Annotated in this window: 21 protein-coding genes and 4 pseudogenes; 13 read left to right on the forward strand and 12 right to left on the reverse strand. The window is 49.6% G+C overall.

Annotated elements, in window-relative coordinates; translation table 11 throughout:
• Positions 1-84 precede the first annotated feature (84 nt).
• Positions 85-1,209 carry a THUMP domain-containing class I SAM-dependent RNA methyltransferase gene (locus tag SIB74_RS00400; RefSeq protein WP_011825013.1) on the reverse strand — a complete coding sequence of 375 codons (1,125 nt, stop codon included), beginning with the start codon at positions 1,207-1,209 and terminating at the stop codon, positions 85-87.
• A gap of 471 nt (positions 1,210-1,680) precedes the next feature.
• Positions 1,681-2,034, reverse strand: coding sequence for a hypothetical protein (locus SIB74_RS00405; protein WP_063395244.1), 354 nt, complete (start codon positions 2,032-2,034; stop codon positions 1,681-1,683).
• Here SIB74_RS00405 and SIB74_RS00410 point away from each other — a divergent pair.
• The 4 genes and pseudogenes from SIB74_RS00410 to SIB74_RS00425 all read left to right on the forward strand — a co-directional run bounded on the left by SIB74_RS00410 (position 2,024) and on the right by SIB74_RS00425 (position 5,397).
• Positions 2,024-2,332: a hypothetical protein gene (locus SIB74_RS00410; protein ID WP_041374679.1), complete on the forward strand. Its 309-nt coding sequence runs from the start codon at positions 2,024-2,026 to the stop codon at positions 2,330-2,332. The genes SIB74_RS00405 and SIB74_RS00410 overlap by 11 nt on opposite strands.
• Positions 2,333-2,406: 74 nt before the next feature.
• Positions 2,407-2,907, forward strand: a pseudogene (locus SIB74_RS00415) (transposase); the annotation flags it as partial.
• Positions 2,874-3,463 (forward strand): annotated as a pseudogene (locus SIB74_RS00420) (FAD-dependent oxidoreductase); the annotation flags it as partial. The pseudogenes SIB74_RS00415 and SIB74_RS00420, both read left to right, overlap by 34 nt.
• Positions 3,460-5,397 carry a CHASE2 domain-containing protein gene (locus SIB74_RS00425; protein WP_011825017.1) on the forward strand — a complete coding sequence of 646 codons (1,938 nt, stop codon included), beginning with the start codon at positions 3,460-3,462 and terminating at the stop codon, positions 5,395-5,397. The pseudogene SIB74_RS00420 and the gene SIB74_RS00425, both read left to right, overlap by 4 nt.
• Here the strand turns inward: SIB74_RS00425 and SIB74_RS00430 are convergent.
• Positions 5,333-6,067, reverse strand: a complete 735-nt coding sequence (locus tag SIB74_RS00430; protein WP_011825018.1) for a hypothetical protein — start codon at positions 6,065-6,067, stop codon at positions 5,333-5,335. The genes SIB74_RS00425 and SIB74_RS00430 overlap by 65 nt on opposite strands.
• A gap of 41 nt (positions 6,068-6,108) precedes the next feature.
• Between SIB74_RS00430 and SIB74_RS00435 the strand changes: the two genes are divergently transcribed.
• Entirely contained in the window at positions 6,109-7,365 is a 1,257-nt protein-coding gene (locus tag SIB74_RS00435) for a CHAT domain-containing protein (RefSeq protein ID WP_011825019.1), read from the forward strand.
• Positions 7,366-7,388: 23 nt separating this feature from the next.
• Here SIB74_RS00435 and SIB74_RS00440 read toward each other — a convergent pair.
• Positions 7,389-7,579: pseudogene (locus tag SIB74_RS00440) on the reverse strand (nucleoside-diphosphate kinase); the annotation flags it as partial.
• Here SIB74_RS00440 and SIB74_RS00445 point away from each other — a divergent pair.
• Positions 7,569-7,814: a hypothetical protein gene (locus SIB74_RS00445; protein ID WP_011825020.1), complete on the forward strand. Its 246-nt coding sequence runs from the start codon at positions 7,569-7,571 to the stop codon at positions 7,812-7,814. The pseudogene SIB74_RS00440 and the gene SIB74_RS00445 overlap by 11 nt on opposite strands.
• Here the strand turns inward: SIB74_RS00445 and SIB74_RS00450 are convergent.
• Positions 7,786-8,247, reverse strand: coding sequence for a hypothetical protein (locus SIB74_RS00450; RefSeq protein ID WP_063395242.1), 462 nt, complete (start codon positions 8,245-8,247; stop codon positions 7,786-7,788). The two genes, SIB74_RS00445 and SIB74_RS00450, sit on opposite strands and share 29 nt — an antisense overlap.
• A 23-nt stretch (positions 8,248-8,270) precedes the next feature.
• The gene (locus SIB74_RS00455; RefSeq protein WP_011825022.1) at positions 8,271-8,426 is read right to left on the reverse strand and encodes a hypothetical protein; all 156 of its coding nucleotides are present in this window, start codon (positions 8,424-8,426) and stop codon (positions 8,271-8,273) included.
• Between the two features lie 560 nt (positions 8,427-8,986).
• Between SIB74_RS00455 and SIB74_RS00460 the strand changes: the two genes are divergently transcribed.
• From SIB74_RS00460 to SIB74_RS00475, 4 genes and pseudogenes are all read left to right on the forward strand, one after another.
• A complete protein-coding gene (locus SIB74_RS00460; RefSeq protein WP_231905999.1) occupies positions 8,987-9,844 on the forward strand; it encodes an acid phosphatase in 858 nt (285 codons plus the stop codon).
• 84 nt (positions 9,845-9,928) lie between these two features.
• Positions 9,929-10,177 carry a hypothetical protein gene (locus tag SIB74_RS00465; RefSeq protein ID WP_063395240.1) on the forward strand — a complete coding sequence of 83 codons (249 nt, stop codon included), beginning with the start codon at positions 9,929-9,931 and terminating at the stop codon, positions 10,175-10,177.
• A gap of 1,643 nt (positions 10,178-11,820) precedes the next feature.
• Positions 11,821-12,096: pseudogene (locus SIB74_RS00470) on the forward strand (Nif11-like leader peptide family RiPP precursor).
• Between the two features lie 72 nt (positions 12,097-12,168).
• The gene (locus SIB74_RS00475; protein WP_063395238.1) at positions 12,169-12,591 is read left to right on the forward strand and encodes a Nif11 family protein; all 423 of its coding nucleotides are present in this window, start codon (positions 12,169-12,171) and stop codon (positions 12,589-12,591) included.
• 358 nt (positions 12,592-12,949) lie between these two features.
• Here SIB74_RS00475 and SIB74_RS00480 read toward each other — a convergent pair whose 3' ends face one another.
• From SIB74_RS00480 to SIB74_RS00490, 3 genes are all read right to left on the reverse strand, one after another.
• Positions 12,950-13,270, reverse strand: coding sequence for a DUF805 domain-containing protein (locus tag SIB74_RS00480; RefSeq protein WP_063395237.1), 321 nt, complete (start codon positions 13,268-13,270; stop codon positions 12,950-12,952).
• Between the two features lie 1,272 nt (positions 13,271-14,542).
• Positions 14,543-15,841: a cytochrome P450 gene (locus tag SIB74_RS00485; protein ID WP_063395236.1), complete on the reverse strand. Its 1,299-nt coding sequence runs from the start codon at positions 15,839-15,841 to the stop codon at positions 14,543-14,545.
• Positions 15,842-16,115: 274 nt separating this feature from the next.
• Positions 16,116-16,352, reverse strand: coding sequence for a hypothetical protein (locus SIB74_RS00490; RefSeq protein ID WP_063395235.1), 237 nt, complete (start codon positions 16,350-16,352; stop codon positions 16,116-16,118).
• Between the two features lie 1,353 nt (positions 16,353-17,705).
• Here SIB74_RS00490 and SIB74_RS00495 point away from each other — a divergent pair.
• On the forward strand, positions 17,706-17,987 hold the full coding sequence (locus tag SIB74_RS00495; RefSeq protein WP_063395233.1) for a hypothetical protein: 282 nt from the start codon (positions 17,706-17,708) through the stop codon (positions 17,985-17,987).
• A gap of 457 nt (positions 17,988-18,444) precedes the next feature.
• Here SIB74_RS00495 and SIB74_RS00500 read toward each other — a convergent pair whose 3' ends face one another.
• Complete coding sequence (locus tag SIB74_RS00500; RefSeq protein WP_063395232.1) at positions 18,445-18,918, reverse strand: cupin domain-containing protein; 474 nt, start codon at positions 18,916-18,918, stop codon at positions 18,445-18,447.
• 352 nt (positions 18,919-19,270) lie between these two features.
• Positions 19,271-19,513 (reverse strand): hypothetical protein, encoded by a 243-nt coding sequence (locus SIB74_RS00505; protein ID WP_156486049.1) that lies wholly within the window; start codon positions 19,511-19,513, stop codon positions 19,271-19,273.
• 151 nt (positions 19,514-19,664) lie between these two features.
• Here SIB74_RS00505 and SIB74_RS00510 point away from each other — a divergent pair, with 151 nt between their 5' ends.
• Positions 19,665-20,132, forward strand: a complete 468-nt coding sequence (locus SIB74_RS00510) for a thermonuclease family protein (RefSeq protein WP_063395230.1) — start codon at positions 19,665-19,667, stop codon at positions 20,130-20,132.
• A 910-nt stretch (positions 20,133-21,042) separates the two neighbouring features.
• Here the strand turns inward: SIB74_RS00510 and SIB74_RS00515 are convergent.
• Positions 21,043-21,282, reverse strand: a complete 240-nt coding sequence (locus SIB74_RS00515; RefSeq protein WP_063395228.1) for a hypothetical protein — start codon at positions 21,280-21,282, stop codon at positions 21,043-21,045.
• Between the two features lie 1,208 nt (positions 21,283-22,490).
• On the opposite strand from SIB74_RS00515, the gene SIB74_RS00520 reads away from it, so the two are divergent.
• Positions 22,491-22,781 carry a hypothetical protein gene (locus tag SIB74_RS00520; protein ID WP_071817963.1) on the forward strand — a complete coding sequence of 97 codons (291 nt, stop codon included), beginning with the start codon at positions 22,491-22,493 and terminating at the stop codon, positions 22,779-22,781.
• Positions 22,782-22,783: the final 2 nt, after the last annotated feature.

Raw genomic sequence — 22,783 nt, forward strand, 5'->3', positions numbered from 1 at the left:
CGTGGTCCTTATTGGATGATTAGAGCCTATAAAAAGTGCCGTGAATTTGAAGATTGCTGCTGATAGATCAAGTTGCCCTGCGGTTCAGCGAATGGCGTAGTTCAGCCAGCGGCATTCGATGCCGCCATTGCTGACTGGAATCCGCCGACTCGCTTTCATCTGCAGTGATCGGCTGAGGCTGGGATTGCCGTTCAGCAGCCATAGCTGCCAACCTGATGCGTATTGCTTGGCGTATTGACCGAGGCTTTCATAGAGAGCGGTTAGGTCTTCATCCTGGCCAACTCGGATGCCATAGGGAGGGTTGCAGACCATTACTCCTGGCTGTTTTGGCAGTTCTAGGTCGCGAAAATTACAGGTTTGAATGCCTACAACATGGTCGAGGCCTGCCTCGGCCACATTGGTTTTTGCTTGTGTTGTGATGCTGGGGTCTCGGTCGCAACCAATGATCACTGGCAGTGATTGATCTCTGCGTTCTCGTTGCTTGGCTCGTGCTTGTTCCTCGCTCCAGAGTTGAGGATCGAAATCTGCCCAACCTTCCAGGAGAAAGGAACGCTGTATCCCTGGTGCAAGGCCAAGCTTCATACTTGCTGCCTCGATCAGCAGGGTGCCTGATCCGCACAGGGGGTCAACTAAGGGTACGCAGCCATCCCAGCCGCTGAGTTTGATCAATCCGGCGGCAAGGTTTTCTTTGAGTGGCGCAGCGCCAACTGCAGCTCGGTAGCCCCTGCGGTGCAGGCTGCCAGCTGAACCGTCCAAGCTCAGGACCGCACAATCTCGACTGAGATGGAGATGCAAACAGAGTGCAGGGTCTTGCAGATCGATATCAGATCGCTCACCCCATAGCTGCCGTTGCAGATCGATCAGTGCATTTTTCACTTGCAGGGCTGTGAAGTGGCTGTGAGTGAGGCCAGGGCCGCTGCCGGTGACATCAACGCGAAAGCTCATTGATGGATGCAGCCAGCGCTCCCAGTTGAAGGCTGATTGCACACCTGCGTAGAGCTCTTTTGGCCCTTGGCAAGGGAATTGGGCAATCTCCCTGAGAAGGCGAAATGGCAGGCGTGCTTGTAGATGCAGCCGATAGAAGCAGGCCATGTCGGCTTCAAAAGCAGCAGCGCGTCTGAGCGGGCGCACGGCTTTGGCCCCAAGCGTGGTGAGCTCTTTGGCGCCTTCTTCTTCTAATCCTTGGGGGAGTACGGCGATCGCTTGCATTGAGCTTTTACCACCCACGGGTTGTTGAGCGAAAGAACAGCATCCCTGTCAGAATGGAATTGTCCACCTTTTGGCGGACTAGGTGATCCACACCAGTGTCTCGGACAGCGGTTCGATTCCGCTCAGCTCCATTCCTCTTTCAGGTTTCTTGGGGCTGCAATGGTTTCGACGGGGTATGAGGAGGGTGACTGAAGCCTGCTCGGTATGAGCAACTACGTAACTGCGAACAACATCGTTCGTTTCTCCCGTCAGCCTGCCCTCGTGGCTGCCTGACCCTTAGGGGAGATGGGGTGAGGTCAGCCTTATCACCCAAATGACTCATGGGGGCTGGAAGGCCCCTCAAACCATTCCACCAGAAACGATCCCAGGGATTAGCTGTTTGCGGATAAAACGGTCTGCGGATAACTTGCACTGCCTCCTCAACCTGTACTGGTACATGCGTATTTTCTGGTTGACGGAAGGATCGTTATGTCAACGACAAAACGCCCCGGTTGGTAAGAGCCTTTCCGATCCCACTTGGATTGCAGCGAAAACTTCTCCCGTTCGACGATCAAGGCTCCTGTCGATAGGAATGTCTGGCTCTCCTCCTACAGGGATAGTGCCCACCCACCTCCAGACCCCGTCTTTGAATGTGGCCGGGCTGGTTTCCTCGTAACCGCTGGCATCCCAAATTTGGGTGATTCGACCATTCACTTCATCGATATACAAAGTCGAACTGGCGGACGGGACTAGAGGGCTTTCGCAGCGGAGCTTCAACTTCTCGGCGTTGGCGGGACTAACAACAGTTGCAAGCACCGCAGCTGTAAGAACAGAAATGGACCTCATAGCTCGAGGACGGATGTGCAATGAGTCAAGTCCTTCTGAAGTTACAGCTGTGGTGGCGCACTTGGCACAGAGCAAGGGGGTGAGTCGCCGTACCTCTCAACGGACTGTTCAACAGGCCTATGCCTTGATCCGTGAAGACATCGATCAGGCGAATATCCAAAGAACAGATCTTGTTGCTCAAGCCATTCACCTATTGATGGAGAGCGCAAGGGTTGCTTTAAAGCAGAACAATCCAGGAGCTGTTGTTGGGGCTGTTGCTCAACTCGACAAGTTATGTGGGTTAGGAGTGAGCAAATAGTTAGGGGTTCTATTTCTAGTGATCAGCTATTGGTTATTCCCTTGTTGATGATCGAGCTCTGATGCCGTCAGCCCATGGCCCGAGCAAAACGCCTATTGCCGCATGGATGCAATTTTCACATCACGCTGCGCTGCAATAGCAGGCAGTTCTTAATTTCTAAAGCCCTTAGGCGAGATGTGTTGTTGGCGGTACTGAAAAAGGCCCAGCAGAAATTTGCCGTGAAGGTTTATGGGCTCTGCCTGATGGCTAACCACCTTCACTTGCTGCTTAAACCAGAGGATGCAAAGGATTTGCCCAGGTTGATGCATTGGTTTGCTTGGTACTCCGCCATGGCCTTGAACCGCTTGAGCGGTCGTTGCGGGCACTTCTGGGAGGCCAGGTATTTCTCAACGCCAATCCACCCCAAAGATCACCGGCGAATGCTGAATACCTTGAGGTATATCCATGCCAACCCCAAAGCGGCTGGGGTAAGAAAAGGCTTTTATGACCCCTATTCCAACTATGGCCACTACATCAGGTTGCAATCAGACGACATCAGTGAATGGAGCCCTGCCTTGTGTCCCTTGGCGTGCAGTTCATGGAAGGGGCCGAGGTGCTTGATCTGGGGCGTGATTCCGCGGGACACCTCTGCGGAATCAGCCTGCGCAGTGCCGAAGGGGAGCAACAACACCTGAACTGCCGGTGTTCCCGGTCAAAGGGCAAATGCTGTCCCTGCAAGGCCCCCGGGAAGCACTTAAACGGGTGATCTTCGGCCCCGGCACCTATATGGTTCCACGGGAGGACGGGCTGATCGTGGTGGGCGCCATCAGTGAGCGAGATGCGGGCTTCGCCGAGGGCCTGACCCCCGATGGCCAAAAGCAGCTCCAGCGCGGCATCACCGCGCTGCTACCCGTCGCGACAAGTTGGCCGCCAATGGAGCGTTGGTGGGGCTTCCGGCCTTGCACACCTGACGAAGGCCCCCTCCTGGGCCCCGGGCCGTTGCCTGGCCTCTGGCTGGCCTGCGGCCACCACCGCAATGGCGTGCTGCTGGCGGCAATGACCGCGGAACTCACCGCCTCCAGCGTGCTGGGAGTGCCTCTTTCACCGGAGAATGACGCTTTGCTCAACAGCTTTCACTGGAGCCGGTTTTGAAGCTCAGCCAGCGCATCCGCGACGGTCTCGTTCAAGCCGGGCTGATCGGCGCCGCGGCCCTGTTCCTGGGGGGACTGTCGACAACGGGAATCAGTGCATCGATCGATTGGCTGCTGTACGACAGCGTCATCACCCTGCGTTCGCGCGATTCCGCCCAACGACATCCGGTGACGATCGTCGGAATCGACGAAGACGACATCAGCCACTACGGATGGCCGATCGACGATGCCGTGCTCTGTCGTGCCCTTCGGAACGCCCTGCAAGCCAACGCCAGTGCTATCGGCCTGGATCTCTACCGCGACCAGGGAATTGGTCCGCAGCAGAGCTGTCTGCCGGAGCTGATCCGGCAAAACTCCGAGATCGTGGCCATCTTCAACGCTGCCGAGGGCATCACCGCTCCACCGGGGACACCTGCCGCCCAGCAGGCTTTCAATGACCTGGTGGTCGATGCCGATGGCGTAATCCGTCGGGACCTGATCCATGTCAGCGGTCAGGACGCCGCCACCGTGAGCCTGCCGGTCCGACTGATCGAGACATCCGGTCTGCAGCCCGGCCTGCTCGATCTGCTGAAGAAGCCAGACAGAGCAGAACAACTCGGACCATGGCTGCTGCCCCATTCCGGGGGATACCGCGACCTCGATGCTGCCGGTTACCAGCGACTGCTGCCGTTTCATCAACCCGGGAGCTTCCGCACCATCAGCCTGCGTACGCTGGCTGATGGCAAATGGGCTGCAGAGGCCCTGCAGCAGGGAGACATTGTGCTGCTCGGGAGCACCGCGCCCAGCCTGAAAGATCTGTTCGAAATCCCGCACAGCCGTTTCAGCCAAAGCAACAAATTCCTCATGCCCGGGGTGGAAGTGCATGCTCTGCGCGTCGCCGCCCTGCTGAATGGTCTGGATCAGCCATGGACGCTCCGAACACTGCCGCCCTGGAACGAGCAGGGCCTGGAGCTGATCGCCATCCTCGTCGGGATCAGCCTTGGTGCCAGCTGCAGCAAGCTGCAACGCAGCATCACGATCACCACAGTGCTAACGGTCGTTCTGGCGGGCTGCGGTGCCGCTTTGCTCTGGACGCAAGGACTTTGGATTGGCCTCACCCTGCCGGTGATCTCCCTACCCGTGATGGCTGGGGTGGGTTGGCTGCGCCGCGGAGCGCTCCTGCAACGTCAAAAACAACAAATCGAACGCCTGCTGGGCCAAACCACCTCCCCTGCCGTGGCACAACAGTTGTGGGAACAACGCGACTCCCTCCTGCGGGATGGCCAGTTCGAAGGGAAGCAGGTCACCGCAACAGTGTTGTTCACCGACACCCAAGACTTCACCAGCATTTCCGAACAGCTGTCACCCTCCGAGCTGCTGACATGGCTCAACCGTGGCATGAGCCTGTTGGTGCAGGAGATCACCAACCACGGCGGCATCATCAATAAATTCACCGGTGATGGACTTCTGGCGGTTTTTGGAGCACCGATCAGCCAGGGAATGGCCGTGGATGCAGGCCATGCGATTGATGCGTCTTTGGCGATTACGGCTCGGCTAGCCGAGCTCAATCAAGCATTGAAACTGGAGCAGGCGCCAGCCATGCGCATGCGGATCGGCATTCATTCCGGTCCGGTGATCGCCGGCTCGATGGGAAGCAGCGCGCGGCTGGAATTCACGGTGATGGGGGACACGGTGAATTGCGCGTCGCGGTTGGAAAGCCTGGCCAGGGTTCCAGCCGACGACAGCTGCCGCACCCTCTTCAGCCAAGAGACCCTGATGCGGTGTGAGCGCGACGACCTGCTCTGGCATTCGGTGGGGCGATTGCAGGTGAAAGGGCGTCAGCAAGAGCTGGACGTTCTCGAACTCAAGGGCACCAAACCAGCCGCCAATGTCAGAACAGGCAGCGCACCGGCAGACGATCGGGCCAGGAGCGCAGATCAAGAGCTGCCAGGTTGAAGTCATTGATCAGATGTTGTTTGGACACAGAGCTGGCACACCGATCGACCAGGGCATTCAGGCGCTCCTGATGACCACGGTCGACCGCCGTTGGTTCCGCCAACAGCAAGGTGATGGCGGGCGGTGCGTCAAAACCACCATCCCAACTCTGCATATCCACAACGGGCTGCGGCTCTTGACACTGATAACTGGATTCCCAGACGACGCCATCTCGGGCCGGAGTGCGGAATAGGGTGACACCCGCCACGGCGGGGTCGAAGCGCAGCCGTTGAATCCGATCCTTGGCGACGGCCACCGTGCCTGCAGCGGCCAGGCGTCTGAGATCGATCAGCAGTGGCTTCGGAGTCTGTGTGGGCCCCTGCAAGATCCCGAGCAGATGCCCCTGATCCGGAGCAAACACACTGTTTTCCGGCACAAGATGCACCAACAGGCGAGCGGTGCACTCACCCCGCGTTCCGCCCCCCACGCGGCGCCCGGGGAAATTCGAACGCAGTTGTGGATTCGCTGCAGCAGGCAGCACGGCTCCAAGGATCAGGACGCACAGCAAGCGCTGCAGCAGACCGGCACATCCCATGACCCCGGAACGCAAAGGAAACACTGTCCGCAGGATCGTGCTGAATCCCTTACGAGGAAATCGTCCCGTAACCAAAACCTTGCAAAAGTGGGCCATCCCAGCAATCGGAGCTAACTGGGTAGCAAGACCAACCCCTGATGATGCGCAGCATGTTGAAAGCCCTCTCGCTCACCGTTGCTGTGGGAACAGCCCTGCTCATGAGTGGAGGCCCCAGCCACAGCCAAACATCACCTGAGCTCACCAAAAAGGTGCTGCAGATGGAGCGCGATCGAGAACAAGAATTTGAAAACTACTTCGGTGAAGACCTGGCATCCGTCAGCAAAACGGCTGATGAAACTGCCGCCGAACTCGAACGGCTGAGTGCAGAAACCGGAACACGCTCAGCGCTGCTGTATGTGATTCCGCGGAAAAGCCACCTGCACCTGGTGCTGATTCCGCCCAGTGGCACTCCGATCGTCAAAGACTTCTATGAAGTCACCGACCCCGAGCTGTTCGCGGTCTCGCGCCGCTTTCACAAGGGCATCCTGCGGATGGATACAACCCAAAGTCAAAGCGCAGGCCAGCAGTTGTACGACTGGATCATCAAGCCGTATGAGCAGGAGCTGGCGGATGCAGAGATTGACCTACTTCTGTTCTGCCTGGGTGATGGCGTGAAGGATCTGGCTTTGCCAGCCCTGTTCAACAACGGCTCCTACCTGATCGAGAGCTATGCGATGGCGCGGATCCCCGCGTTCAACCTGATCGAGACGACCTACAAACCCTTTAAAAGCGGTCAGCTGTTGGCCATGGGAGCCAGCCAGTTTCAAGATCCATCGATTCCAACCTTGCCAGGCACAGCACAAGAAATCGCAGCCCTCAGCCAAAGCCTTGGGTCTGCAGGGCAAAGCACATGGGGGGTAACACGGTTGGAGAACAGGGCCTTCACGCAGAAGCGGATCAACCAGAACCTCTCCAAGAAGCCTTACACCACTCTGCACGTGAGCACCCATGCCCAGTTTCAGCCTGGCCAGGTGGAGGAGTCCTACATCCAACTCTGGGATCAGAAGCTGAAGCTGAACGCTCTCAATGCAATCGACTGGGACCAGTCCAAGGCAGATCTGATCGTGCTCAGCGCCTGTCAGACCGCTCTGGGAGACACCGATGCCGCCAATGGATTTGCCGGACTCGCGCTCAAAGCCGGGGTGCCCTCAGCCATCGGCACCCTTTGGTCGGTCAACGATCAATCGACCACGGAGTTGATGACATCGTTCTACGGCGCACTGCCGGACAGCCGCACCAAAGCTCAGGCCCTGCAAACGGCACAGATCACTGCGATCCGACAACCATCGTCGTCAACGTCGAGCGCTGCTCCCTACTACTGGGCTGGCTTCAGCCTGATCAGCACACCTTGGTGATCAGACTGAAGCCGAGTTAAAGCTCAGCTTTCGACGCGCCACTCCTGGTCGGATGGAGACCAGTCGTTCAGCTCGGATGCTTCAAACCAGAGGCCGATCTCGAAGGCAGCGGTTTTCGCAGCATCCGAACCGTGGATGACGTTGCGGCCAATGTTGACGGCCAGATCGCCACGAATGGAGCGGGCTCAGCCTCGAGGGGCTTGATGGCACCGATTTTAAAGCTCTCTGCCTCTCTGGATGGATGCGCTAAGCGCTATGAGCGTTTCTGCCAGCGCTATCGCCACAAGAGCAAAGGCGCTCCCAAGTGCCATTGGGGGAGTCGCAGGCTCAAACGGCTAGTCAGTCATTCAAGAACTAAAAGCAAGCAGAAGAGGGTTTCACCAGGCCAACAACTACTGCCTTTTGCGTTCGATATTCGCCTCAATCAAATCCCAATTGTCTTGAGATGAAATCTTTTAACTTGTCTCGTTTTCGCTTATTCCAAGGCTTCCAATAATGCAGTGGAATTGATTTATTGTAATTTACTTGAATGCCAGCAGTAGTGATTCTTTCAATAGGGTTGTCACCAAAAATCCAGCCTTCTGGCATTGAAGTCTTATAGCCTAACCCCCCTTGATCTACCTTTTCATTGAGTTGCTTGGCCTCATCCTCAGTTAAAAGAACTAAATATAAATGATGTTTTATGAAATCTGCTATTGTATTTATTCCTGCTCCTTCTTGAGCAAGCCTTATTGCTTCGTCCTTAATTAAACAGGCAGGGACGACATGTTCGCGATAGGGAGTCGAGGATCTCAATCCTGGCGGTGATCCACCTATCACAATCAAGGAATCAACATCGTCAAAGCCAAGAGTTTTTCTCCAGTTTTTTAATGGCCAACGCAATTCCTTTTGTGTACAGTACTTTATTATTGATGCAATATCTTCGTAGTAGTTTTCTGGCCGAGGCTTGCTGCTTTCAAGAGTTCTTTGAGCCGCATTCGTCCGTAGTCATTGACCACTGTCCATCCGCTTCTGCCGGTTTTGACAGCGGCTCTAAAGCCTGCCTCCCAGGTTGCAGCCATGGGGATTGGATTCCGGTCAAATCTCCGGTCAGATTAGCTCCTCTGGCTATCTCTACACTCCTTTGAATTCCTCTAAGTTCCTAGTAAATAAAGGGCTTTTGGGTAAAACATCAGTCATGCACTAGCCAGGAATCACCCGTATTACCCAAATGACTACTGGGGGGTGGAAGTCCCCCCTCTCACCAATTACAGAAGGCAATATTTGGGATATTTTTGGTTGCATTCACTAGGTCAGAGCAACTGCAGGAATGAATAAAGAGCGAGGTGTTTCTCCTTTAAAAGCCTTGCCTTATGAAGCGGGAGTAATAGCACTGTCTGGTTAGCACCAATGACTCACCAAGCATCCAGATCTAGACCTAAAGACAGCCACTACAACCCCCTTGGGCTCGAGGGGGCCTGGGCGGGATTTCCCGGATGAGGTGGCTTAGGGGCCCTACTTTCTCGGGCCCCGCAAACGATTGAAAACCAATCAAGCGATAGCCCACCTCCTAGGCGTGTTGGTTGATTGGTTGCCTAATGAGCTATCCATAGAGACCTTGTTGTAAGGAATGAACAAAATCATGCAATTAGCCCCTGCGACATTTCTTAGCCTTGGGATGGCTTTGATCGGCACTAGTTACCCGAATATTGCAGTCGCTGGGCCTCAGCCATATCGGGAATGCCTTATCGCGAGTGCAGATGTGCCTGAAATTGGGCATGGACTACTTCAGGGATATCTAAACAAGGAGGATCGGCCGAATAGCTTGCAGTTGCTGCCTGCACCGCCAACGCTTGGCAATTCTGATCACGCTCTAGACAGCACAATCTCTCAGAGAAGTTTCTCGCTCCCTGGGACACCCCGCTGGAATCTTGCTGCTACTGATGCTGATTTGAATTTCCCTGGGGTAGCCGGCACCTTTTCCTGCGCAATAGGTATACCCATTAGTGAAGAAGCAACGCCGAGGCTCTACATGCTTTTACGCCGGAGCCTTACTGATGCGGGTTTGTCCACTTATGCAGCCAAGAATAACTACAACCGCCGAAGACCCTTCTTGGTGAATAAGAAGATGATCTGCTCACCTCAAGACACCGCAGGGCTGACGACAGATCCCTCCTATCCATCAGGTCACACTGCCATTGGCTGGGCCTGGGCTCTGATCCTCACTGAAATGGTTCCAGAGCGCCGTGACCAAATTCTTGCCAGAGGATTGGCCTTCGGGGAGAGCCGCCATTTGTGCAATGTGCACTGGTATAGCGATGTGGTCAACGGTCAACTGATGGGCGCAGCCTCTGTAGCGCTGCTACATGCCAATGCCGACTTCCGTTCTGACTTCGCAGCTGCGCAAGCTGAGGTTTCAGAAGCTCGTTCAAGGGGATTGCAACCAAATCGTGATTGCAGCGTTGAGGCTGCAGCGCTGGCCCAGGACACCATTCGTTAGCCCATATTGAGCGTCCAGCATCCAGCCCGCTCTCTTCCCCTGGATGTGTGGCCAGGGATTACTCGCTGAGTTGATGTTTTCCTGGTGGGGCGCTCCCTTGCAATTGACTTCATGCCTCTGAGACACCCCCTCTTTCATCGAACGATTCAGGCGCTGTTTTGGGATGCAAAAGAGGCGGGGTTTGTGCACCCCACACTGGAAAATATCGACAGCTTTAGAGAAGAGCTTTTAAGAGAGCTGGAGGAAGGGATCAAGCCGATCATTGAAGAGCGTTGCTATAGGGATCCCACAGTCGACAGATCAGAAGAAGACTCTCAAATCCCTCAGTGTTAAGACCCCTCCTATCGGTATCCCCAGGAATGGCCAACAGAAGGGTGATCACGTGCTGCCCTTGTTGGCCAGTGAAGCCCCGCCTGAGAGCAGGGCTTTTCTTATTTATTTTTTCTCTCTGAGGCGGTGACGACTTTTTGTTTTCATCCTTTACCGCTATCCATAAGTTGACTCAACCTTTTTAAGAAAGCAGTGTCCTGGCTCAATGCCATCGATGAGTTTGAACACACACTTATCAAAGACATGTTTAGCTTTTGATAAGCAGAGAAAACACTGGCATTAAGAAGGGCACCCGCGGTGGATGCCCTCAAGTCCAGGACAGGTTTTCAGGGTTTCTACGTCCTCGGACTCCTGATCTAGGTCTAAGCAAGCAAGAACAAGCCGTCAGCAGGGATAAATGCTCATCTGTATCAGCCATTTTCTAATTAGTCCAGCATTTTGGCTGCTTGCTGGAAATGGATAAGCATCAATGCTCATGGTCGCCCCTCAAGAACTCTTTATTGTTCGCAAGTTGAGAGTGCTAACCGCAGGGTTGCTATATGCACTCCAAACAATATTTTCACTTTGGATAAGAACACAGCCATACGAGAGGCACAGTTGCGCCGTATTGAGGCTTCTCTCGTTGCAATGCACCAAGCTGAGCAGGCTTTGACAAAGGAAAAGCGCAGTGAAGTTGGACCACCAACTCAGTGGAAGTCGTGACTTGAGCTGAATAGTTTTCAATACAGCAACACCAAGCGAACAGCTAGTGACGGATGTGGAACTGACACGGTCAACTGGCACAGTGACAGTTGCGATCGTTATGGTTCATTTGTGAGGAGGACTTCTCCTCGGAGTGGAAACAAGGAAACACGCCCAAAGAGAAGTCTTGAGACCCTGCCTTTGGCGGGGTTTCTTTTTGCCCTTACATCTAGAGCGCTGAGCCCGACGAACAATGGCGCCAGGCATTTTTGCAGAGGGAGTAAGAGAACTGTCTGGTTAGCACCAATGACTCCCCAAGCATCCAGATCTAGACCTAAAGAAAGCCACTACAACCCCCTTGGGCTCGAGGGGACCTGGGCGGGATTCCCGGATGAGGTGGCTTAGGGGCCCTACTTTCTCGGGCCCCGCAAACAATTGGCAACCCATCAAGCGATAGCCCACCTCCTAGCCTGATTGGCTGAACAGCGATAGCGATCTGTTGTCAGGTGTATATCCCATGCATCGATAGCACTCAAACGACGCTTGGCGAGGGTTGAGAACGCATCACCTCAATGAGGGGATCTGGTTTCATTTGACTTTTGTAGTTTCAGCATTCACCTTTGAATAGAGGTCTGACTTTGCATCCGGTGTCAAGGGTGCAGAGCTATATCTACTCAGGTGCATCTAAAGCGCGTGCCCTATTGCTTGGGCAATGTTCGCTATCGGGTAGCCCTGCTGCATAAGATGTTTGGGCGTAGCGATAACGAAAGGCATTTGCCGTCAGAACTTCACCTTGATGTTTTGCTTCTTCCCTTAACAGTTGCCATAGCTTTCAACGTTTTAGGTAAGTGGTGAATGACTTTGCGTCATGCCCATCCTCCCTAAGGGTGGTTATCTCTCCCCTGCTGCGAATCTTGTTTGAAGGTTCCACTTTGTCTTGTTGTCAGCCATATCTGTGAGTTGTAATGCATTCAATCGACGGGCTTCAAGTCGACACCTCTTTGCAGGAATAATTAAAAGCAGATGGTGCAGATCAAGTTGCTATTGCCAAAGCTGCTGGATTAGCGATTACCTCAGAAGACTGAACCACTGATCGTCAAAGCCTGTCTGATGAGGATCTAAAAGGCGTGGCTGGGGCAATATCAAGGCAACCTAGCATGGCAGCAACCGATCCACTAACTAGCTCCTGTTACATTCCCAAATCATCTTGTAGTTACAGGGTAATTTTAGCATCTAAATAGACACTTCAAGCTCTCAAAAGTAATCCGCTGCCTGGCACACTAAACTTAAGGTAACTACCAAAGATTTAATCAATGTCACAAGAACAACTCAAGGCATTCATCGCCAAGGTCAAAGGCGACAAATCACTCCAAGACAAGCTAAGTCATGGTGTTTTTCAGAGAAATGAGAAATATGAAATGAATATTCCTGCCAAGCTCCTTACAGTTATTATCCTTTCTGTATGCTTAGGAGGCTGTCAATACTTTATTTCTCCCGACAAGATGGCGGAGAGTATAGAAGCAGATGAGAGGTGCTATGAGTGGAAGGAAGAAACCAGGAGAGAGATTGAGAGACTTGGGATGGAATATACCCTGTTTAACAGAGAATGTAAGTTGAATGAAGCCGAGACAATGATCTTAGGTTATCAAGGAGAATATGAAACAGGTGATAATAAGCAGGACAACGCAATAAGAGAGAACTGGAAGGTAGTCAAGAGCTTTGATCTGAAGAAGTAGAGCTTTCCTGCCAGTAAGTTGGGCATAATTTATTGATAACATTAAATCGCATTCATGCAACACTGCTTGATGTTGATAAAGATAGGGCTTCGGCTTAATAGAAGTTGATAGTAACCATAAGTGCCATTATGTAGTTAATCTTGCCAAAGAGCATGAACAAGATTTCAAAATAAATATGCTGAAGTAAGCGCAACCTTCAGGATAGAAGTCGAAGGCTTGGCGGGATCAAATTGTGGAGGTGGCAGCTGCTTAAAAGTAAAGATTTGAAGCTAGGGTTTTGCTGCAACCAACTATTTCCACCAAGGTTAAAAATAAGGTCTTTTAGGATCCATTATCAAGTTGTATCCTTGATTCATCCTTATTGCGAACTCTCAGCTGAAGGGCCGATCACAATCCAAAGCAGCCATAAGGCTCCAATGAACGGAATCAGAGCGATAAATATCCATTGCCACTGACGGCCGGTATCGCGTATTCGACGAACCTGCATGGCAACTCCAGGAACGATGCTTGCAACAGCAAAAAGCGCGTAAATCGAGTAAAAGCCTCCTTGCAGCTGGGCGAGAACAAGACCGAGCAGAATATTGACGAGAACAATGGTCCAGTAGTCAATGCGCTTGGTTCGACCCTTGAAGTCAAAACCCTGAGTCCAGAACGTGCTGTAGCGATCGAAAACGGACACTATTCAAAGTCAAAATATGAATCAATTGTAGATCCTTCGACTCTTTACTCACTCATGCAACCACTAATCAAAAATATTTTTATAAAATTATTTACCTTTATTTGACTCTGAGCCTTTACGTTCCCATGGAGGAAAAATCCGCAGTTAAGAAAGTAAGCCTGTCTAGAAGCGTGTAATGAATGAATTGATTTTAATTTTGCTTAGCATGATGAAATAGGTTGCTACCTAGATCATTTGATGAATATATAGCTCATCCTGAGATTGCTGTGTATGCGTGTGATTGCATTGCAGAAATAGTCTGACACTACCAGCAGAACGAAAATCTGTAAGTACGAACTCTATAGTAACCATCGAGGCTGCTAAAACCTTGATTAGCTTAGGAGGTCTCAATCTATACCGATAAAATCTTTCTGAGAAAGAGATTGAGGCTGGCTGGTTGTGTCGTTAGCGGTAAACCTCCAAGACCTGTTGTGCCTGAGGTTACCCAGTTTGCAATTAAACTATTGCAATAAATATTACTTAATCGCTCAAAGGTGTGGAGGCAAAGATTTGCCTTGTCTTTGTTCAATGCTAACCCGATTTAAATCCAGGCTTCCGAGAAGCAGAAAAAACTCTTAAATGCCTCAGGTTGTTATTTTGATATCAGGGGGTGGATAAAAGCTTCTTTCATCGACAAAAAGATGGCAAGTTATTGATCTGATACTCAGTGACATTTTGATGTGAAACTCTGTAAGGGGAATGACGCTCAGTGTTGTGAACTCAGGTAATCAGTTTGCTGCCCTTGAGGGTGTTAGCAATAAAGAGATACGCTATTGAAGGGATGTTAGTATTCCCTTGACTTGTTAATATATAGTTTCTTGATCTTGAGCTGATTCATTGGCTTGGCTATCTTTACGGGGCTGTCTTTACCTAAGTGGTATGCGGCCGTTAATAAAGGCGTGACGACACCTAATGCCTGAGAATGTTCCTGCTGTTTGATTCACTGCTGTTGGAATCTGAGACAAGACAAGGCATCCGAGTAAAATAACGACCCATTTTTGATAGGTAGTCAATGAGATAAAGCCTTTGCTTATCCTCTTTGGCAAGTTGGTTCTGTTGGTATTCATTGGTTGAAATCTTGTGTTGGTAATTGCTTGTTGATCATAGGATTGCTAACTACTTTCCCAGAGCATAAGAAGCAAGGTCATTGTGTAAGGGCTTTTTGCTCAGTTTTGATGGGTTTAACTATGTTCAGCAAAGCAGCAGCAAAACCAAGAACAACTGTGGAGTTTTTTACAGCACCTTCGTTAGCAGGCCATCTCGGGGTGTAGGGCTAGGCAGCATTTGCAGAGTGAGGTCTTGATCAGGGATCAAGTGAAGTCGCAACTGGTGAAACAAGCCGACCACCATCAAACGTATTTCAAGTTCCGCTAGTGGTTTGCCTAGGCATACTCGCTCTCCTCCCCCAAAAGGCAGCAGGGTTGCTGAACAGCCATCATCTAGGTGGCGCTGGGGACGAAAGGCTTCCAGATCGCCAGCACCATGACGGTTAGAAGCTGCCAGAGCAACCTGTACCACACGGTTTTTTGGCACCTCCACACCGTCGATTACCAAGGCGCACTTAGTGCGGCGAAAAAAACCTCCCACCGCTGGCGTGAGTCGCATGACCTCAGAAACGACAGCGTCAAGTTTTGGTGCGTTGACCTGGTCGTAGGCAGTGGTGGCCTGCTCGGGTGCTGGAGGCCAGTCAAGTCCATCGATTTCCTCTCGCAGCCACGTTTCCACTTGCGGGTTGAGAAGGAGCTCCCGCATCAGACAGCTGAGCGAAGAAGCCGTGGTCTCGTAGCCTGCGAACAGAAGAAGCAGAAGCTGCTCAACTACGTCTTCGTCCTTTAAAGGAATACCTGCTTCATCGAGACCTCCCGCAAGCAGATCAAGACCACCGTTGCCATTGGAGGCTTTTAAAAGCACCTTCTGAAGCCTCTTCAGCAACCGTTCCCGTGCCTTAAGCGCTTTAGCAAAGGAGCTACCTGGAAGAGCTATCGGTATTGAGAAGAGGGCTCTGGTCCAGATCTCGAAATCAACGAACAACTCATCGCGATCAGTCCCCTCCAATCCGAGAACCGTCGTGGCGATTACCGAGAAAGCGAAACGACGCATTCTCTCTGCGAGAGGCAGAGCTGTTGTTGCAGCTTGTAGTTCGTCGGCAAGATCCTTAACCATGCTGATGATGCCAGCGCTGTAGCGTTGTAGTGCTGAGGCCGAGAACAGTTGGCCTATCACCCTTCGGCGTGCTCGATGGGATGCTCCGTTGCGGTTAGCCAGCGAATGGCTGCCCAACAGCTGCCGAACACTCGCCGGCCACCAACCTTCTACTGCGTTGGGTTGAGCTAGGAGATCGCTAATCGCTTGCCCGCCCTGAATGAACACCATTGGCTGTCCGAGCAGTGATGTCTCAAAAACATTCCCGTGACGCTTAAAGCGCTTCTGAGCGAAGGCTGGATCGCGAAAAAATGCAAACGCTTCAAGTACCCCACTCAGGGCAGCTGTATTGGGAAGAGGGCGAAGCTTGGCATCATCAGAACTCGCCATGACATTTGCTATCCAACAGCAAAGCTAATGGGGCGGTAGAGCGAACCTTGAAGAATCGATGAAAAACCCTGAAGCCAAACAGGGTCTCAATACTCTTCTATGTCTATCCAACTCGTCCCAATGATAAAAACAGCAGACCCTTGGCATGAAGAAGGGCACCCGCTTTGGATGCCCTCAAGTCCAGGACTCATTTTCAGGGTATCTGCGTCCTCAGACTCCTCATTCAAATTGAACCAGGTTTGAATAGAGGCGCAGGAGGAATAACTGCTTCTTTTCAGTTGCCTCCATTGCAGAAGCGAACCGCCTCAGCATTGCTTCTGCCTGTGGCGATGGTTTCCTCTACGCAGCCGTTGAATACCTTGCTTTCTTGTTTGATGGAGCAGACACCCAGAGCAATTGCAGCCAGGGAGATTGCGGAGACAACGGTGGCGGTGATCTGAATGATGCCATAAGCAAGCATTGAGCTCTTTTTGCTGATGCAATCCTTTTTGGTCGTGGTCTCTTCAGTCATGGATAAGGAAATGACTGTAAATAGCCTATGCAGATCAATTGCTTAAATATGGGATACAGAAGGCAGTAATAACCACACTCATGGGCTTTCTAATCATCATGGAGGCTTATACAGCACCGCAGGGCTCAACTTTTAACAAATCTCCTCACCTCAGAGTATTGATCAATTACCAGGCATCAACTACTCTTTTTCAACTATATCTATGCCTAATATTATTTGTTTTTACCGATAGCAAGATTCCTGTTTGGATAGTTAGTTTGATCACCTCTGGCAACCAGTTCCTCAAGGAGGTAGCTTTCATCAGGTGTTGTCTCCAGAGAAGCTGATTAGGCTTAAGACACATATATCAATGGTGCTTTGGCTGGATGCCAGGCTCGATTCAACGCAATAAGCTCGCTCTAACAGGCCAAGCCTCAAAGACATAAGCAAAGGATTGGAGGGTGGTTATAAGGCTTCTAGTAAACCCTCTGCATCGTTAATAGACTTTAGAGATTTATACGTTTTCTTTGAAAAGCTTTTGGCTTTAGATATGCTAATGGAGAATTGGGACGATGGATCAATTGCCAGAGGTGTCTCCCGGCGTAGTAGAAACAATTATGGCCTTAATGATAAGTGCTTGGATTTTCCTATTACTAATGCCGACCGATCACAATGAGGACTAGCGATTGGGGGGATTGTTTATTTAATCCAATTCTCAGGGTCTTCAACTTCATCATCATTGCCGATTGTTCCCTTTTGTTAGGCTTCTTTGTCTTGAATTGAACTGGCGGATGAGGCCTTGGGGTCAATTAAGGCAGGGCATTTGCTTTTTGTTTGTTCTTCTTGCTTCCCGTGGTATCCGATTAGGCACGCCTGCATTTATATTAATAGTGAGTTATGTTTAGGATTAATCTTCTGGCTTGTGATCGATATGGCCTTGCAAGTTAATGACAGTCTACTGTCATTAACTTGCATTCAAGCTCCGCAGTGATAATGACATCTTAGATAACAATTATTAGTTTAAACTTTGATGATGAAGTTGTTGGGACGGAGGTATTGAAAGGCTAAGAGATTGAGAATTTCTTTGCAGATTGTGGTGACCAATCTCAGCATTTTAAAAGTCTCAAAACCATTTGTTATTGGTGCTCAAGGCTGGCTTTGATAAAGTTTAGTCTTCAGCTTTTGGCCGATGGAGGTTCGCATTTAATTTAGTTGTTTATGTTTAACTCATCCTTCGGGGTTGTCAACATTTTTTGGAAGCTATCTAGCTTTTCTTCAACACCTGAATGGCTTATCGTGGACCCTACTATTCCGATTGCGTGGTGTTGAAGAGAGAGCTTGAATGATAGACACAACATTGGCTACCGTTTGCTTATGGACCCTACGCCAACCACGCAGTTCATCACCTACTGCGCTGAGCAAGAGTTTGGCGAAGATGCTGAAGTTACAAGAGTTAGAGACGAACAAGGTAGAGCACCTTGTAGGGACAACAAGTACCTCATCGTTAGTGCTCAGAAAAACTTCTATGAGTTCAAAGGGCTGGTCAACATCAATGGCATCACATTCGGATTCAAGGCCAAAACATTCAAAGCTAAGCAGCCCGAGTGGATCTTCACGCCAGAGGCCCTTCGTAAAGAGCACAAGAGCTCCACATAGGTTCCTCCAAGCAGCAATGATGGAATGGACCAAGGGGATCCCGAGCCTTTAGCCACCGTTGCAAAAGCGAGTCGCCCTGGGAATATCGTATTCCTTGTAACCGTGCATCTCAATAATGCAATAAACCCTCAGGATTGCCTCAGTTGCAATTGGAATTTGTGTTAGGGCGAGCACGGCCAATGCCAGTCCCGTGCCAGGTGCATGGATGTTTGCGGTAAACCAAGGTTTTTTTGTCACGGAGCTCTGCGGCTAAAGACGCTTCAAGAGGAAGCAACTCTGCCTCATAGATTGGCTTTACGCTTATTCAAGTTTGAAATGCTGGGTGAGGTGGCGGTGGTAAACCTTCGGCTGCGCTTTCAACACGCAAACCTTAGAGGTGCTAGAGGGTCGCCTATGAATGGAATTACCGCTTAATTTTTAGCCTTCAGGCATCGGCGCTTAGGTGAATACGGCAGCATTAAATCAGTTCACTAAGGGCTTCCTCTGGCCAGCATTCCTTGGGAATGTCTCGAAGCATCTTGAAGTCTTCGAAGTCAAAACCTGGGCTAACACAGCAGCTCACCAAGGTATAGGAACCTTGGCTGCAAGCAGCTTGCCAAAATCCTGCGGGGATCATTTGCATTGGCTGTGCTGTATCCAGCTTTAATCTGATTATTTCATTGCTATTTGGATCTAGTCGCCAAAGAGAGAGTGGTGCTCCCTGAAGGTGAATCCAGATTTCATCTGCACCATCGACACAATGCCAACAACTTTTATCATCCTTACCTAAGAGAAAAATGATCCCTGTGATGGCATTGCGTTGATTACCATCACTTCGTTTTATTGTCAGACCACTTCGGATGACTTCACGGTACCAGCCTCCCTCTGGATGTGGGGATAACTGGAATTGGTCAATTAGCCTCAAGATGCTGTTGTCTTTCAATTGATCCAAGAGATTTCTCGCATGTCCTCAGAGTAGGCAGAGTGTTCTTGGTGGGAGGAGGTGTAGGCCTTTTTATTTCTTTTCGTCAGTCATTTCACTTGTTTCAATAAGAATGAAGGTGTTGGACTGTGTGGTGAAGGAAATTAATGCTCACGGAATCAGTTTGATATTAGGGCCCTTTGTCGTAGGGTTGATTTATAATGATGAGAAGAACGTACTCAAGAGAACTTGTTCGATGAATAACGGTAAAGATGCACATTCAGAATTCAGTCATGAAGTGAATAAGGAATCCTTCAGAAGGTTTTGCATGGGCAAGGGTGATCGTGTAGTATTTGAACAGTCGGAAATTTATGATGACTGATCAAAAGCGCGATGTGGAGTCGCCCTTGGCAAGATTCATTAATTGGATCAAAGGAGTAATGGGAGGTATGGGAGCTGCAGTTGTGTCTGAGAAGAGTAAAAATGTACCCCCCAATATTGGTGCCCAACCATTTAAGGATAAGCCAAAGAAAGGAATTTTATGAACCGATGAAAAGTCATTAAAATACTGCTGATATTTGAAGAAATAATCTTGGATTTGTCCGTATTGACTTATGTTGGCCATTAGAGTTTTGGGATGGGAGATTTAATCATTAAACACCTCTCCTGAGCGACAACTTTTTAATTTCACTTAGACAAGGAGAATTTAGAATTAGAAGAATCCGGATTTGCCAAATTTTTGCTGGCAAGAGATCCTTATAAGCTCTGCATCGAATATGGGCAAGGTACTCCTCATCATCCTCGCCGCTCTCTTTACAGACCCTGTAAACACAGTAGAAGTGCTCTCTATTGAGGATGGCGACACACTCACTGTTATTGAAGCTACTCGAGCAATTAAAGTGCGTCTTGCTTACATTGATGCCCAAGAAATCTCCCAGTCTTCCTATGGAAAATCAGCTCGAGAAGCACTAAAGCATCTTTTACCTAATGGTTCTCAGGTCATCTTACGAATCAATCCAAACGATCGTTATGGCAGAACTGTTGCTGAAGTTTTTCACAACGACAACAACATCAACAAACTCTTGGTTAAGTCAGGTGATTCTTTTGTTTATTGGGAATACATCAATGGGTGTGATCGTCAGGACTATGCTCGCTTAGAGACCATGGCTCGTTTACAAGGCTCTGGGGTGTGGTCTGTCCCAGGCGGGATCCAGCGACCATGGGATTACAGGCAAAACAGGTAGATCAATATCCGCTGCAAATTCGTATTGTTGAAAGCAACATTTGTCCTTGAGTTCCTCACAAGCACGTCTCATACAGGTCACCCTTTAGGCGGAGATTATTCTGAGTGATGCAAGATGCCCTATGGATTGTTCTTGCATGGGCAGTTGTGGTCTTTGCTGTTGGGATGAAGTTCAGCTGAATCTCCCTCTCACTTTTCAGCAAGAAACTCATGAAGTGTTTTCTAAAGAAAACACTTCAGATAATGGCTAGATCCTATCTGGGATAAGCAGGTTTTGTCATGAATAAACGACTGAATAACTTGGGGATAGAGCTTTGAAAGCATGTAATCTTTTTTTAAATCATCGTTTGTAGACTTAATTAGCGAAACAACAGCCATAACGATCGCTCCACGTGCCCAGATTTAAAAACTTTATTCGTTAATAACTCTAGCCACAAAGGAGAACCTCGACCATCCCTTTCCCAGTAAATAGGTAACCTCCAAAACAATGATGGATGTGAATGATGCTAGTAATCACTTCAGTCTCTAAAACATTGACAATATAATCTTTTCGGCTTGGAAAGAGATATTTTAAAATCAGCTTAAAAGTCAATGCTGCCTTGCTCTGTCTTGTTGCTAATTGGCGTATCATTCTGTCCTCAAAGTTCCAGTGAAATAGAGCTTCATGCCTGGCATAAAATTGAATGAGATATTTTGGCTAAGTTAAAAATTAATGAGATCATATCTCAACTAAGTCTTGCTTAGGTGGTCAACTTAGGCATTGCATGACTCAACTCACCTGGCTGATCCATGAGCGCTGCTTCAGTCAACTGTAGCAACGCGAAAAAAATAGTGTTAGGGCCTAAAACCAACCCGAAGTTTTTCAAGAGTGTAACTTGGATAACCTCTACCTAAGGCATGATAGAAATCCTTTAGGCGACCTTGAGGAGTCCTGAGGCGACCTTAAGATCCTTTTCAGAGATATCTCGATCCTGAGCTTCTTCGATGACTTGATTGAGTTGATATCCGAAATCTAGGTAGTCGAGTTCAGAATGTTGATTGCTCAGTATTGCCATGATCTTGGCTTGGTACTCATAAACCAGCTCCTCTTTTGTAAGTTTAGTGAGGTCTGCGCTGTTGCAAGGAAGGGCCGTCGCTTTAATGGTGTACATGGTGCACTATATATATAGATAAAATCTAGGCACTATCATTAGCTTGGGCTCGATATAGTCAGCACATCTAGATATAAAGGGAGTCCAGCATGCTACTTATCATGAATCATGAGCAGCCTTTATCCCTTCTTTTTTGATCTCTACGTTATTATAGTATTGCGAATATTACTTTTGTGATAACTTCTTCTTCTTAAAGTGTGTCCAAAGACTCTGCTAGTTGGTTCTTCAAGCTTTTTGATGCTTGGCACTTTCTAAAATGAAATCCTCCGGCGAACCTTCTTGCTGGAATCTCTGATTTCTATTAATGCTTATTCACTATGCTTAGGTGGTGCAAATCAGCTGTTAGCTGATCTCGCCAGTGTGCTAATCGAGGTTTTAGTAAGGCTGTTGCATCAGATCAGCCTTTTGCTTTGATTGTTTGCGCCTGGGAGCTGAATAACCTGCTGGGGCTTGAGAACAGTTCAGCTCTTTTAAGTATCTTTTCCGTTGTGCGCTGTCTAGTGGATCAACTTCCAAGCGGTAAGAGATCTTCTTTTTTTTGTTAGGCATGCATTAATTAAACCACTTTGACGATAGTTGTATCTTGAAAACCGAATAAAACGCTCTAAGACGTAGTTCTTGCTACTCAATGCATTGTCAGAACGTATGTCTAGTTACAGTTCCCATTACATCATATTTAAAACGTATTGAGGTCTAGGTAATCGAGGGACAGGTGAAAATTGAAGAATTAACTTTGATATAACCAATGATGGATCTCTTTTCTGCTTTCGTGAACTGGTTTATTTAAGCTGGACAAGACCAGCCAGTGACTACAAGTCAACAAGTTGGACAGGACTTTTGCTTGCGCTGAATGGTGAAGATTGGAAGTTAAGCAAGTCTCAAACTAGGTTTAGCAGATAATCAAGACCCCCCGAGTTGGAGGCCCTCAAATGCAGGATCCTTTTTGGGCATCTGCTCGGGGGGCGATCTGAATGGAGTCAGGCTCAGCGGGTTTCAAGCATCATTCCAGGCAAGACTCCTTTTTCATGGCCTCTATGGGCGATGCTACTGGGACAATTTGTTGAGCGGGGTATTGTGCGGCTTAGCATGCCTGAGAAAAGCATTGACTTTCCCCCCGCTCAGTGTCTGGTTAGGTCTTTTGCTCATTGCGATTGGCGTGTGCGTGGGGATTGAGTTTCAGGTTCGAGTGGATTCAGATTCAGATTCAGATGACTAGATACCATTGCCCTTTCTGCTCACATCGCTATCAGATTCATCAGCAACGGGCGGATGGTGTTATGGTCTGCGGCCAATGTGGTGACCCCTTAGTCAAGGTTCCATTAATTAGGCCGACACAGATCGTTGGTTTAGTAGCCGCTGCAGCATTCATTGCCCCCTTGCTGCTGATGGTATTTGTATTCATCCAAGACCAGCAACGCCCTAAGCTCAAGCGTCCTTTGTCTACAATGGCAGTTGTTACTTCGACTGCTTCTGTCGATATTTGGTCTTACCGAAGTTGAAT

Origin of the sequence: Prochlorococcus sp. MIT 1306, assembly GCF_047304515.1 — a bacterium.
Lineage (GTDB): Bacteria > Cyanobacteriota > Cyanobacteriia > PCC-6307 > Cyanobiaceae > Prochlorococcus > Prochlorococcus marinus_D.